This is a genomic window from Halomonas rhizosphaerae, from assembly GCF_030012485.1.
GTDB lineage: Bacteria > Pseudomonadota > Gammaproteobacteria > Pseudomonadales > Halomonadaceae > Halomonas > Halomonas rhizosphaerae.
In genome coordinates, this window is record NZ_JASCQQ010000032.1 from 85,172 (window position 1) to 98,960 (window position 13,789).

The 13,789-nt window shown below is 67.8% G+C and carries 10 protein-coding genes; 2 read left to right on the forward strand and 8 right to left on the reverse strand.

From position 1 onward, the window contains the following. Positions 1-135: 135 nt before the first annotated feature. On the forward strand, positions 136-2,598 hold the full coding sequence (locus QLQ86_RS15040; protein ID WP_282817483.1) for an acyl-CoA dehydrogenase: 2,463 nt from the start codon (positions 136-138) through the stop codon (positions 2,596-2,598). A 50-nt stretch (positions 2,599-2,648) separates the two neighbouring features. Here the strand turns inward: QLQ86_RS15040 and QLQ86_RS15045 are convergent, their stop codons facing one another. From QLQ86_RS15045 to QLQ86_RS15060, 4 genes are all read right to left on the reverse strand, one after another. Next, entirely contained in the window at positions 2,649-4,538 is a 1,890-nt protein-coding gene (locus QLQ86_RS15045) for an SLC13 family permease (protein ID WP_282733730.1), read from the reverse strand. 132 nt (positions 4,539-4,670) lie between these two features. Then, entirely contained in the window at positions 4,671-5,477 is an 807-nt protein-coding gene (locus QLQ86_RS15050; RefSeq protein WP_282817484.1) for an enoyl-CoA hydratase-related protein, read from the reverse strand. Continuing rightward, the gene (locus tag QLQ86_RS15055; RefSeq protein ID WP_282817485.1) at positions 5,474-7,666 is read right to left on the reverse strand and encodes an acetate--CoA ligase family protein; all 2,193 of its coding nucleotides are present in this window, start codon (positions 7,664-7,666) and stop codon (positions 5,474-5,476) included. Before QLQ86_RS15055 ends, QLQ86_RS15050 begins: the two co-directional genes overlap by 4 nt. Before the next feature lie 78 nt (positions 7,667-7,744). Further along, complete coding sequence (locus QLQ86_RS15060; RefSeq protein ID WP_282733727.1) at positions 7,745-8,551, reverse strand: enoyl-CoA hydratase/isomerase family protein; 807 nt, start codon at positions 8,549-8,551, stop codon at positions 7,745-7,747. Between the two features lie 244 nt (positions 8,552-8,795). On the opposite strand from QLQ86_RS15060, the gene QLQ86_RS15065 reads away from it, so the two are divergent. Further along, positions 8,796-9,713 carry a MurR/RpiR family transcriptional regulator gene (locus QLQ86_RS15065; RefSeq protein ID WP_282733726.1) on the forward strand — a complete coding sequence of 306 codons (918 nt, stop codon included), beginning with the start codon at positions 8,796-8,798 and terminating at the stop codon, positions 9,711-9,713. On the opposite strand, the gene QLQ86_RS15070 is transcribed toward QLQ86_RS15065, so the two are convergent. Genes QLQ86_RS15070 through QLQ86_RS15085 form a run of 4 tightly spaced genes read right to left on the reverse strand, consistent with a single transcriptional unit; the run spans position 9,710 to position 13,627 of the window. Further along, positions 9,710-10,630, reverse strand: coding sequence for a metal ABC transporter permease (locus QLQ86_RS15070; protein ID WP_282817486.1), 921 nt, complete (start codon positions 10,628-10,630; stop codon positions 9,710-9,712). The genes QLQ86_RS15065 and QLQ86_RS15070 overlap by 4 nt on opposite strands. Next, a complete protein-coding gene (locus tag QLQ86_RS15075; protein WP_282817487.1) occupies positions 10,627-11,838 on the reverse strand; it encodes a metal ABC transporter permease in 1,212 nt (403 codons plus the stop codon). The genes QLQ86_RS15070 and QLQ86_RS15075 overlap by 4 nt, the downstream gene beginning before the upstream one ends. Before the next feature lie 2 nt (positions 11,839-11,840). Next, positions 11,841-12,644: a metal ABC transporter ATP-binding protein gene (locus QLQ86_RS15080; protein WP_282733723.1), complete on the reverse strand. Its 804-nt coding sequence runs from the start codon at positions 12,642-12,644 to the stop codon at positions 11,841-11,843. After that, a complete protein-coding gene (locus tag QLQ86_RS15085; protein WP_282817488.1) occupies positions 12,641-13,627 on the reverse strand; it encodes a metal ABC transporter solute-binding protein, Zn/Mn family in 987 nt (328 codons plus the stop codon). Before QLQ86_RS15085 ends, QLQ86_RS15080 begins: the two co-directional genes overlap by 4 nt. Between the last annotated feature and the right edge of the window lie 162 nt (positions 13,628-13,789).

Genomic DNA, 13,789 nt, shown 5'->3' on the forward strand with positions numbered 1-13,789 from the left:
CCTCGAGCATGTTGGCCACAAGTGCCAAGGCCGAGCTGTTTCGTGGGCACTGGCCGGTTGCAGCGATGTGGTCTAGTCTGCAAGAATTCAAACATCTGTTCGAATTCTTGCCATCGACAACAACCGGAGTCTCCCATGCTCACCCTGATCCTGCTGCTCGCGGCCATCGTCGGCCTGCTGGTGGTGATGCGCCGCGAGGCGGGCGCCCTGCCCGCCCTGGCCGTGCTCGCCGTGACCGGCCTGGCAAGCCTGCTCGCCGCCTCCGCGGTGCTCGGCGTCATCCTGCTGCTCGGCGCCCTCGCCGTGGCCGCGGCCGGCCTTCCCGCCCTGCGCAGCAAGTGGCTGACCCCGCGCCTCTTCGCCCTGTTCAAGAAGGTGTCGCCCAGGGTCTCGGAGACCGAGCGCACGGCGCTGGAGGCCGGCACCGTGGCCTGGGACGGCGAACTCTTCACCGGTCGACCCGACTGGGAGAGGCTGCTCGGGTACCGCGATGAGGGGCTCACGGAACAGGAGCAGGCCTTCCTCGACCAGCAGTGCAGCGTGGCCGCCGGCATGTGCAACGCCTGGGAGATCGCCCGGGAACGTGCCGACCTGCCCCAGGAGCTCTGGGACTACCTCAAGCGGGAAGGCTTCTTCGGCATGATCATCCCCCAGGCGTATGGCGGCCTGGGTTTCTCCGCCAAGGCCCAGTCGCTGGTCCTGCAGAAGCTCTCGGTCAGCGAGACGCTGATGGTCACGGTGGGGGTACCCAACTCGCTGGGCCCGGGCGAGCTGCTGCTCAAGTACGGCACCGAGGCCCAGAAGGACCACTACCTGCCGCGGCTGGCCGACGGGCGCGAGATCCCCTGCTTCGGCCTCACCGGCCCCCGCGCCGGCAGTGACGCCACGGCCCTCCCCGACACCGGCGTGGTCTGCCGGCAGGAGATCGACGGCGAGGAGGTGCTAGGTCTGCGCCTGAACTTCGAAAAGCGCTGGATCACCCTGGCGCCCATCGCCAGCGTGGTGGGCCTGGCCTTCCGGCTCTTCGACCCCGACCACCTGCTGGGCGAGGAGACCGATCGCGGCATCACCCTGGCGCTGATCCCGCGCGACACCGCGGGCATGGAGATCGGTCGTCGCCACCACCCCATCGGCAGCCCCTTCCTCAATGGGCCGATCCGGGGTAGGGACGTCTTCGTGCCGCTCGATACCATCATCGGCGGGCCCGAGATGATCGGCCAGGGCTGGCGGATGCTGGTGGAGTGCCTCTCCATCGGGCGCTGCATCACCCTGCCCTCCGGCGCCACCGGGACCGCCCGTTACGCCCTGGGCTGGAGCGGTGGCTTCGCCCGAATCCGTCGCCAGTTCAACGTGCCGGTGGCCGAGATGGAGGGGATCCAGGAGCCCCTGGCGCGCATGGCCGCGCTGGCCTATATATCCCGGGCCGCGGTCTACCAGACGGCCAACACCATCGACCACGGCGAGAAGCCGGCGGTACCCTCGGCGATCCTCAAGAGCCAGCTCACCGAGTTCCAGCGCCAGATCCTCGGCGACGCCATGGACATCCACGGCGGCAAGGCGGTGACCCTGGGGCCGCGCAATTACCTCGGCATCGGCTACAGCGCCAACCCGGTGGCGATCACCGTGGAAGGTGCCAACATCATGACACGCAACCTGATGATCTTCGGCCAGGGAGCGATCCGCTGCCATCCCTATGTGCTCGAGGAGCTGGCCGCCAAGGATGCCGACGACCTGCGGGCCTTCGACCGCGCCTTCTTCGGCCACGCCGGGCTGATCTTCGGCAACGCCGCCCGCGCCCTAACGCAGGGCCTGGGACTCGGCCGGGCGGACGTCCCCTTCGACGAGGTCGCCGCGCCCTATGCACGGGACATCGCCCGCCTCTCCGCCGGTTTCGGGCTCTGTGCCGATGCCGCCATGGCGAGCCTCGGCTCGACCCTCAAGCAGCGGGAGATGCTCTCGGCGCGCCTGGGCGACGTGCTCTCCAACCTGTACCTCGCCTCGATGACACTCAAGCAGTGGCACGAGGGCGACAAGGTCGAGGGCGAGGCCGCCCTGCTGCACTATGGCTGCCGCTTCCTGCTGGGGCGCGCCGAGCAGGCCCTGGACGAGCTCTTCGACAACCTGCCGAGCCGAGTCCTGGGCCGGCTGCTGCGCATCGTCGTGATGCCCGCCGGCCGCCGCTGGAAGCGCCCACAGGATGACCTGACCCGCGAGATCGCCCAGGCCGTCTCCCGCGACACCGCGCTGCGCCGCTACCTGCTGGAGACCACCTGGCAGGAGAACGACGGCAGCCGGGACAATCCGCTCGCCCACTACAATGCGCTGCTTGCCACCCAGGAGCGCGCCGAGGCCCTCTACCGTCAAGTCCAGAAGGCCCATGCCAAGGGCGAGCTGCCGGCCGACGCCCTGCACCCCGAGCAGAAGGTGGAGGCCGCGCTCGAGAAGGGGCTGATCTCCGAGGAAGACGCCGCCTTCATGCGCGAGCGCGAGGCCGAGGTGCTGGAGCTGCTCAGCGTGGACGACTTTGCCTACGATGCCTTCGTCACCGACAAGTCGCGGGTGCTGTGGCACACCGAGGAGCCATCAGCCATGGCCTGACCCGGTCACCACGCCACCCTCCCGCCCCGGCCATGTGCCGGGGCGTTCTGCTAGAGGGGCCAGACCATCAGGATCATCGGCATGGCCACCGCCAGTACCAGCAGGGACAGCGGCAGGCCCAGCTTCCAGTAGTCGCTGAAATGGTAGCCACCCGGCCCCATCACCAGGGTGTTGGACTGGTGGCCGATGGGCGTGAGGAAGGCACAGGAGGCGCTGACCGCCACCACCATCAGGAAAGGGTCCGGCGAGACACCGAAGCCACTGGCGAGACTGGCCGCAATGGGCGCCATGAGCAGGGCTGCGGCGGCGTTGTTGATCACGTTGGAGAGCACCATGGAGATCACGAAGAGCGTCACCAGGGTGACCACCACCGGCCAGTCGCTGCCCAGGGCCAGCAGTCCCTCGGCGATCAGTGCCGCGCCGCCGCTGGTCTCCAGCGCCTCGCCCACCGGTATCATGGCGCCGAGCAGGACGAGAACGGGACCATCGAGGGCCTGGTAGCCGTCGCGCAGCGGCAGCACCCCCACCAGCAGCGAGACCAGGGCCGCCGTGGAGAGCGCCACCGCGGCCGGCAGCAGGTCCAGCACCATGGCCAGGATGGCCGCGGCGAAGATGGCAATGGAGACCAGCAGCATCCGAGGCTGGCCGAGGGTGAGGTTGCGGCTGGCCAGCGGCAGGCAGCCCAGGGTCGCCAGGCTCTCGGAGAGCTCACTCTCGCCACCCTGCAGCAGCAGGACATCACCGGCCCGGAAGCGGATGTCACGCAAGCGCTGCTTGAGGCGGCCACCGTCACGGGCCACCGCCACCAGGTGCAGGCCGAACTGGTTGTGCAGGCGCAATTGGGTGACGGTGCGGTTGACCATCATGGAGTCGTTGCGCACGACCACCTCGACCAGCTGCAGGCCCTCGGTATCGACCCCTTTCTTCTCCTTGTCCTGCTTCTCTTCCTCTTCTCCGCTTGCCCCATCGGCCTCCGCCAGGTCCTTCTGCGCCGTGGCCACGTCAGGCTCGCGCGCGCCCTGTGCCGCGTCGTCCTCTTCTTCGCTTTCCTCGGGTTCGGCCCCCAGGGTAAGGCCCGCCTTGTCCTCGAGCAGCTTCATCTCGTCGGGGCCGGCCTCCACCAGAAGGATGTCCCCCTCGCGCAGGCTGCCGTGAAAGGCATGACCGGCACGACGCTTCTCGTCGCGGACCACGGCCAGCACCGGGATGGTCTCTTCCAGGGCCTGCTGCAGTTCCTGGAGGGACCATCCTACTGCCTTGGCTTCCTCCCCCACCCGGACTTCGACCAGGTAGTTGGCGGTGTCGAACATCTCCTCGGTGGTGGCCTTGCCGGCACGCTTGGGGGTCAGGCGCCAGCCCAACAGCACGATGAAGGCCAGTCCCGTCACGGCGACGACGGCGCCTACGGGAAAGAAGGAGAACATGCCGAAGCTCTCCCCCGTCACCGAGCCGCGGTAGCTGGCGATGATGATATTGGGCGGGGTGCCGATCAGGGTGGTCAGCCCGCCCAGCAGTGAGCCGAAGGCCAGCGGCATCAGCAGCAGTGACGGCGAGGCGTCATGTTCGCGAGCCAGACGCATGGCCACCGGTAACAGCAGCGCCAGGGCACCCACGTTGTTCATGATGCCCGAAAGTACCACCACGGTGCCGGTCAGCACCAGCAACTGCAGGAAGAGCCGCTCGCCGGCCTTGAGCACCTGTTCGGCGATCACGTCCACCACCCCGGAGCGCTCGAAACCGCGACTGAGCACCAAGACAGCGGCCACGGTGATCACCGCCGGGTGACCGAATCCCAGAAAGGCCTCCTTACCCGGCACCAGCCCCAGCATGACCGAGCCCAGCAGCGCCGAGAGCGCCACCAGGTCGTAGCGGAAGCGCCCCCAGACGAAGGCGGCGAGGGTCACCCCGAGGACGACGAAGACCAGCGTGCTGTCGGCCATGACACCTCCGTGTGTATTCGTGGAGACTCAAGCACACCAGCCGCAGGAGAGAAAAGCCAGCCCTTTCATCGTTCCCGGAACCGAATACCCCGGCACAGGCCGGGGTATTCGGGGACTGACGGCTGGCGTCGCCTACTTCCTGGCCATCTTCTCCAGCATGGCATTGACGGCCTCGAGGTGCTCGGGCTCGTTATGGCACATGCCCTGGAAGGTCGCACAGAGGTCGAGGAAGTCGGGCAGCTCCATGCGGATGCCCATCTTCATCAGCCGCTTGGTCAGGCGCGTCGCCTTGGGCGGCTGGGCCGCCATCTGCCCGGCCATCTCCCCGACCCGCTCGAGCAGCGTCTCGGGCTCGGTGACCTCCAGCACGATGCCATACGCCTTCGCTTCCTCGGCATCGATCACCCGGCCGGAGAGTGTCAGCTCGAAGGCACGCTGGTAGCCGATCAGGCGCTGCATGAACCAGGCGCCGCCATCCCCGGGGATGATCCCCAGATTGAGAAAGGTCTCGCCGAACTTCGCCTTGCGGGAGGCGATACGCACGTCGGCCATGTTGGCCAGGTCGAAGCCGGCCCCGATCGCCGGGCCGTTGACCGCGGCGATGATCGGCACCTCCACGCCCTGCAGGGCCAGCGGGATACGCTGGATGCCCCGGCGATAGCGGCTGGCGACCTCGGCCACGTGGCCGGCGAAGTCGCCACCGCGCTCGGCCATGTCCTTGACGTTGCCCCCCGCGGAGAAGGCCGAGCCCTCGCCGGTGATGACCAGCACGGAGACCTCGTCGCAGGCGTTGACCCAGTCGGCCACGGCCACGATGTCATCCACCAGGGCGGTGCCGGTCAGGGCATTACGCACGTCATGGCGGTCCAGGGTCAGGGTGGCCACCCGGCCCTCAAGCGTCAGGCGGGCATCGGTCAGTGACGGCAGGGTCGTGCTCATGTGTGGGCTTCCTTGTCGGTTGTATCGCTGTCTCGGTCGACGATAACCCGGGCATCCACCACCGCATAGCCATCGGCGTTGACGATGACCGGGTTGAGGTCGAGTTCCTTGAGGTCCGGGTAGGCGGCGACGATGCTCGACACCTTGAGCAGCAACTCGACCAGCGCCTCCTTGTCCACGGCGGACTCACCGCGCACCCCCTCGAGGATCCGCTTCGCCTTGATCTGCTCGACCATGGAGCGGGCGTCGTGGCGCGAAAGCGGGATGGCGCGGAAGGCCACATCCTCGAGGATCTCGACGAAGATGCCGCCGAGGCCGAACATCAGCACCGGACCGAAGATCGGGTCGCGGATCACCCCGACGATCACCTCCACGCCCTTCTTCGCCATGGGCGCCACCAGCACGCCCTCGATCTCGGCCTTGGCGTCGTAGGCCCTGCAGGCGTCGAGGATCGCATTGCGGGCATCATGCATGGCGGCTTCGCCCACCACGTTGAGCCTCACGCCCCCGGCGTCGGACTTGTGCAGGATGTCCTTCGAGACCACCTTCATGGCCAGCGGCGTCTCGCCGAGCGCTGCCGCTGCCGCGGCAAGCTCGGCCTCGTTCCTGACGACCCGCTCCTCCGGGACCTCGACGCCGTGGTCGCGCAGCAGCTGCTTGGCCTCGTACTCGAAGAGGTCACGCCCCTCGGCCCGGGCCTGCCGGAACATGGCGGTGAGCTCGGGACGGGCATCCACCGGCGTCTCGCGGGCGTGGGCATGGATCTGCGCCAGGTACTGGCCGCGCTCGCCCAGCGCCGCGAGCACCCGCACCGACTGCTCGATGGAGGCGTAGACCGGCAGGCCCGCCTCATGCAGGCGACGCAGCGCCGGCGGCTTGATCGGCGTATAGAGGCTGTAGATGACCAGCGGCTTCTCGGTGGCGTTGGAGAGGTCCACCATCGCCTCGGCGCCGCGCATCTCGTCGCCCAGTAGCGACTCGGCGAAGCGGATGCTGTAGCCCCCGAACATGCCGACCAGGAAGACGCTGTCGACGTTGTCATCGGCGGCGACGATCTCCATGCAGGTAGCGAGCAGCGAGGGGTTGGCATCGGTGGAGCCGGCCACGTCCACCGGGTTGACGGTGGACGCCTGGGGGAAGAGCACCTCGCGGAGTTTCGCCCGGGTGGCCTCGGAGAGCTCGGCGAGCTCCAGGCCCGCCTCGGCCAGGCGGTCGGAGGCGATGGTGGCCTGGCCGCCGCCGTCGGAGATCACCGCCACCCGCTTGCCGCGGGACTTCTGCAGGAGTCCCAGGCCCTCGGCCACCGGCAGGATCTCGTCGGAGTACTGCACCACGCTGACCCCGGACTGCCTGAGCAGGTCCACGGTCATGGCGTAGCTGCCGGCCAGGGCCCCGGTGTGGGAGCTGGCGGCCTTCTGGCCCTGCTCGGTGGAGCCGGACTTGTAGACCACCACCGGCTTCATGGCGGTCACCTCGCGGGCGACCTCGAGGAACTTGCGCCCGTCCCGGAAACCCTCCACGTAGAGGGTGGCCACCCGGGTGTGCTCGTCCTCGCCCAGATAGCGCAGATAGTCGTTGAAGCCGATGTCGCTCTGGTTACCGGGGCCCACGTAGGTGGAGAAGCCCACCTGGCCGTTGTGCTGGGCCTCCAGGGCCAGCGACAGCAGCATGTTGCCGGACTGAGAGATGATGCCCACATCGCCCGGCTTGACGTTGTCCAGCGCCAGCAGGTTGATGTGGTGGTGCAGGTTGAACACGCCCGAGGTGTTGGGGCCGATGATGCGCACCCCGTGCGCCTCGGCCTTGGCCATCATCTCGCGCTCGAGCGCAGCCCCCTCACCGCCGATCTCGGCGAAGCCGCTGGCGAGTATCACCGCCCCCTTGATGCCGCGACGGCCACACTCGGCGATCAGCCCCGGCACCGTGGCCGCCGGCGTGCAGATCAGCGCCAGCTGGGGATTGCCGGGGATCGCCGTGACCGAGGGCCAGGCCTTGACCCCGAGGATCATGTCGGCCTTGGGGTTCACGGGATAGATGTCGCCGCGATAGCCGTCCTTGATCAGGCCGACCATCGCCTTGTAGCCCCGCTTGGTGGGATCGGCGGAAGCGCCGATCACCGCGATGCCGGTCGGCGCCAGGATATCGTGAAGCGGGCTGCGGGTTGGGAGGTGTCCTTCGATGGGATTCATGTGTTGCTGACCTTGACCACGAGGGTCGCTGAACGGTGACGACGAGCCCGGTCACTGGCCGGGCACGGGAGATCGGGATTACCTGCCCTGGAACCGGGGCGTGCGCTTCTCGGCGAAGGCGTCGACGCCCTCCTGCCAGTCCTCGGTGGTGGAGCAGGTGAAGACCGCATCGAGTTCCTGCTGCAGCTGGCTCTCCAGGTTCGTGTCGCTGCCCTGGTTGACCAGGCGCTTGAGCATGGCGATGGAGACCGGGGCCTGCTTCGCCAGCTCGCCCGCCAGGGCCCGGGCCTCGTCGAGCAGGGAATCGGCGGTCCAGCTGGAGGTCGCCAGGCCGATGCGGGCGGCTTCCTCGCCATCGATGCGCCGGCCGGTGAAGAGCAGCCGACGCGCCTGGGCCAGACCCACCAGCTCGGGCAGGAGCTTGGAGACGCCGCCGCCCACGCAGGTGCCGATGCTGGTCTCTGGGAAGCCGATCTGGGCATCCTCGGCCATCAGGATGAAGTCGCAGGAGACCGCCATCTCGGCGCCGGCCCCCAGGGCATAGCCGTTGACGGCGGCGATCACGGGCTTCCTGAGGCGCAGGATCGCCTCGCAGACGTCGTTGCCCAGCTGCAGGTACTGGCGGCGCTGGAACAGGGAACGCTTGGCACTGCCATGCTCCTTCATGTCGGCGCCGACGCAGAAGGCGCGACCCTCACCGGTGAGGATCACGGCACGGATATCGACCTCGGCGGAGGCGACGGCGAGGGCATCGAGCAGCTCGGTATACAGCGTCTCGACCACCGCATTGAGGCGATGGGGCCGGTTGAAGCGGATCTCCATCACCTGGCCGTGGCGCTGGGTGATCAGGGTCTCGTAGGCGGGATGCTTGGCGGAGTGGCTCATGTCGGGTTCGGTCGTTCCTGGTAGAGGCTGACGATGAATGAAACAAACGTATCATTCACTATACCAATGAGGCACGTCTGTTTTGCGGGCATCCTAGACGAGGGTCCCGATGGGCGTCAATACAGCTGTGCCATTATTTTTCCCATGAGACACAGTTGTGTCATTCATGACGACCCGCATGCGTTACAATGCGCTCTGCCACGATGGGCGGATGCCATCAACATGATCAGCTGAGGAGAACCGCGTGCTGGAACCGCAGACCCCGAGCCCGGATGCGCCGCCGGAGGCCCCGGCGGGACTGGATGCCGTCAACCAGCAGCTGGCCGAGGCCTATCCGGAGCTGAGCCCGCAGCTCAAGCTGGCGGCCGGCTACGTGCTGGAACACCCGGTCGAAATCGCCTTCCAGTCGATCCGCAAGTCAGCCGCCGCCGCCGAGGTCACCCCCTCGACGCTGATGCGGCTGGCCAAGCGACTCGAGTTCGAGAGCTATGAGCAGTTCCGCGAGGTGTTCCAGTCGGCGGTACAGGCCGGCCCGGTGGAGCTCTCGGGGCGGGCCAGCCAGCTGCGCAGCCTGGCCAGCCAGACCGATGACCAGGTGTTCCTGGACGTGGGAGACGCGGCCTTCGACAACATCGGTCGGCTGTTCACTGCCGACAACCAGAAGAAGGTCCGCGAGGCGGCGCGGCTGCTGCTGGGCGCCGGCAAGGTGGCGGTGGTGGGCTTTCGCGATACCTTCGCCTGCGCCTACCACTTCGCCTATGTGGGACGCATCGCCATGCCCGACATCCATCTCATCCGCGGGCAGGAGGGCGGCCTGCTCACCGAGCTGGCCCCCTTCGGCGAGGGCGACGTGGTGATCGCCTTCGGCTTCGAGCCCTACTGTGCCGAGACCATGCGAGCCCTGGAGATCACCCGTGCCAACGGCGTGAATGCCATCGTGGTCACCGACACCCTGCGCTCGCCGCTGGTCCCCGGGGCCAGCATCACCTTCCCGGTGGCCAACGCCACGCCGCACTTCTTCCCCTCGATCCTTTCGGCGATCACCCTGATCGAGGTGCTGCTGGCCGAGTGCGTGGCCTTCGGCCCCGACGACCTGGTCGACAACGTGGCACGCTTCGAGTCGCGGATGCGCGAGATGGGGGCCTATGTCGATATCGACTAGGTGCTGAGCGCTTCCCTGCGATGGCGATGGGGGCCGAAGAGACAGGCCAGCAACAGGAACCCCCCGGACAGCGTGGCGATCATGCCGGCCGCGCTCAGCGAGACCCCTAACCCCATCCAGCCCGGGCCATAGCCCGCCAGCACATAGCCCAGCACCGCCGACGCCACGGCGATCAGCTGGCTCAAGGCGACCTGGGAGGCGAGGCGGTCGGTCATCAACCGGGCCGCGGCGGCGGGACAGATGAACATGGCGATGACGATGATCGCCCCGACCGCCTCGAAGGCGGCAATGGCGGCCACGGCCACCATCACGACCAGCAGCAGGCCGACCAGGGTCGGGCGGGCACCGACGCTGGCGGCGAAGTCCGCATCGAAACTGGCCAGCACCAGGCTGCGGCGGAAGGCCACCACGAAGGCAACCACCAGGGCCCCCATCCAGGCCACCCGGCCCAGTTGCGGCGGCAGGTCGGACAGGGCCCGCGGATCCACCAGCGCGGCGAGACTCGTGCCCTCGAACCAGATCAGGCTCTCCAGATTACCGTAGAGGGCGTGCTCCACGTCCAGGTGGACCGTCCCCACCTCGTTCCACTCCAGCATCAGTACGCCGAGGGCGAACAGGCTCGTGAAGACCACGCCCATCGCCGCGCTGTTCTCCACCCGCCCCAGCCGCCGGATCAGCTCGATCATCGCCACGGTGAACAAGGCCGAGACCCCGGCGCCCAGCATCATCGCCGAGGAGGCCAGGGTCCCGGTGAGCAGGAAGCTTGCCACGATTCCCGGCAGGGCGACGTGGCTGATGGCGTCACCGATCAGGCTCTGGCGACGCAGCACCAGGAAGTTGCCCAGCAGGGCGCAGGACATGCAGATGACGATGGCGACCGTCATCGGCACCAGGCTGAACATCAGGAAATCGCTCATGGGTGCGCCCCCCGACCCATCATCAGCCGGTTCTCGAGCACCATGATGGTATCCGGCGAGAGCACCCGCTCGATCGGCAACAGACCGCGGTGATCGAGCTGTGCGGACTCCTCCGGATAGTACTGCCGGTAGAGCGCCCAGAGCCGCTCCTCGTGTTCGGCATCCCGACCCGCGGCCCAACCGGACGGTGTCGCGACCCCATCGCGGCGAATGAAGCCCTGGCGGCGAAGCACCCTCATGGTCAGGTCGTCAAAGATCGCCTCATCACGGGCCATGGCAAGCAGCCCCTGGCGCAGATGGACCCGCCGCTTGAAGCGCTGGTGGGCCATCAGGGTGGCCAGGATGCCGCGCCGCGGCGAGAGCAGGAAGGACACCAGGAAGAGCACGAAGCAGGCCAGCACTACCAGGGGGCCGGTGGGCAGCCCCTCGCGCACGCTGGACAGGGTAACGCCGAGGTAGCCGGCCAGGGCGCCGAGCAGCGCTGCCAGCGCCACCACGCGAAGCGGCCGATCGGTCCAGAAGCGGCCGGTCACCGGCGGGATGATGGTCAGCGCGACGATCAGGATCAGGCCGGTGATCCGCAGTCCGATCACCACCACCGCGAGCAACAACAGCATCAGCAGCATATCGACTCGCTGGACCCGGACCCCGTTGGTGGAGGCGAAGACGGGATCGAAGCAGACCATCAGGAAGTCCCGTCGCATCACGAAGATGCCGGCCGCCAGCAGCAGGGAACAGAGCGCGATCAGTTGGGCCTCGGCCGCCAGCATCCCGGCGGTGGAGCCGACCAGGTAGCCGGTCAGCCCCGCCTGTCCGGACACCGCCATCGACTGGATGACGGTGAGCAATACGACGCCCAGGCCGAAGAAGGTGGAGAGCACGGCGCCTATGGCGGCATCCTCGCCCAGTCGCGTGCGGTGGCTGATGGCCTGCACCGCCCAGAGCCCGACGGCGGCGCTCAGTCCGGCACCGACCAGCAGCCCCGGCATCCAGCGCCCGTCCCCGAAAACCAGCGCCATCAGGATGAAGGCCAGGGCCAGGCCGGGAAGGGTCGCATGGCTGATCGCATCGCTGACCAGGGAGCGCTTGCGCAGCAACACGAAGCTGCCGATCATGCCGGCCCCTCCCCCGAGTAGCATCGCACCGAGGGTCACCAGGCTGGTGTTGTAGCCGGCATCGAAGATCAGGGCACGCCACCAGGCTTCCATGCTCAGCACTCCCGGGATTCCCGGGGCGCCTCGTCCAGCAGGCGCAACAACTGGACATCGCCGAGCCGTCCACCGTAGGTCTCCTGCAGGTTCTGCGCGGTGAAGGTGGTCGCCACGGGCCCGGCGGCGATGCGGCGGACATTGAGCAGCAACAGGTGATCGAAATAGTCGCGCACCGTGGCGAGATCGTGATGGACACAGAGCAGGGTCCTGCCCTGGCGACGCAGCGTCTTGAGCACCTCCACGATGGCCTTCTCGGTGGCTGCATCGACCCCGGCGAAAGGCTCGTCGAGGATGGTCAGATCCGCCTCCTGGGTCAGGGCGCGGGCCAGGAAGACGCGTTGCTGCTGGCCACCCGAGAGTTCGCCGATCTGGCGCTGGGCGAAGGCCTCCATACCGACACGGCCCAGACTCTCCATGGCCCTGTCGCGATGGTGCCGACGGATAAACTGCCACCAGTGCAGGTCACGGAAGAGCCCCATGGTCACCACGTCGATTACCGTAGCGGGAAAATCCCAGTCGACGCTGCTGCGCTGCGGGACATAGGCCACACGGCGCGAACGGCCGTCATAGGGCTCGCCGAACACCCTGATATCACCGGTCAGGCGCCGGGTGATGCCCAGAGCCGCCTTGAGCAGGGTCGACTTGCCGGCCCCGTTGGGTCCCACGATGGCGGTCATGCAGCCCGGCGGCGTGATGAAGTCCACCGAGTGAACCACCGGCCGATGGTCATAGCTGACGGTCAGGCCATGGATTGCCAGCGGGCTCGCGACCACCTCATCGGAGAGGTGCTGGGCCTCGTTCATTCACTCCCCTCCTGGCTCAGTCGACCCTGTCTGCCCCCGGCGGGGGCCTCGCCCCCCAGCGCACGGGTGATCAGGGTGACGTTGTGATCGAGCATCCCGAGCCAGGTGCCCTCGTAGGTAGCGGCCGGCCCCATGGCATCGGAGAACAGCTCACCGCCGATTTCTACCGTCCAGCCCTCGGCGGCCGCGCCCTCGACCAGTGCCTGGACATTGCGGTCCGACACCGACGATTCGATGAAGATGGCGCCGATGCGGCGGTCCACCAGCACGTCGACCAGCGACTCGATGCGCGCCAGGCCGGCCTCGCTCTCGGTGGAGAAGCCCTGGATCCCCAGGACCTCGTATTCATAGGCGTCACCGAAGTAGCCGAAGGCGTCATGTGCCGTCACCAGGACCCGCGCCGATGCGGGCACGCTGTCGAGCACCCCGTCAGCGTAGCGATCCAGCGCCTCGAGCTCGGCGAGATAGGCATCGGTACGTGCCTCGAACTCCCGAGCATGCTCGGGGGCCAGCTCGACCAGGGCATCACGGATGCCCTCCACCACCCACCGCCAGCGGCCGGGGTCCATCCAGACGTGAGGGTCTGGCTGGTCCGGATACGCCTCATCGGCGAGACGCTGCTCGGCCGGCACCGCCTCGCCCACGGCGAAGACCGGCTTGCGTGCCGCCAGCCGTGACAGGAAGTTGCGCAGCTGGGCCTCCAGGTTGAGACCGTTCCAGAACACCGCATCCGCCCGGGTCATGGCGGTAACGTCGCTGCGGGTCTGGCGATAGAGGTGCGGGTCCACCCCGGGCCCCATCAAGCCCTGCACCTCGACCCGCTCTCCGCCCACCTCTCGCAGGGCATCGGCGACCATCGCGGTCGTGGCCACCAGTTGCAGTGGCGCCTCATCCTCATCGGCCAGCACGGGGCCGGACAACACGCCGAGCAGCGTGAGAAGCAAGAGTCTCAGGGGAAGCGCACCTCGGGGGGAAGCTGTCATCGGTGACCCTCGGGGAATGGATGGTGTTGTCGACCAGAATACGTGCTGGCGGTCAGTTCATGAAATGCTATGACGGTAGATGCTGACTCACCGGATGATGGCCGACTCCCCATGCCCCTGCGCGGTTTCCCGGCCGCCGGGCATGGGAGCCGTGTATCCGAC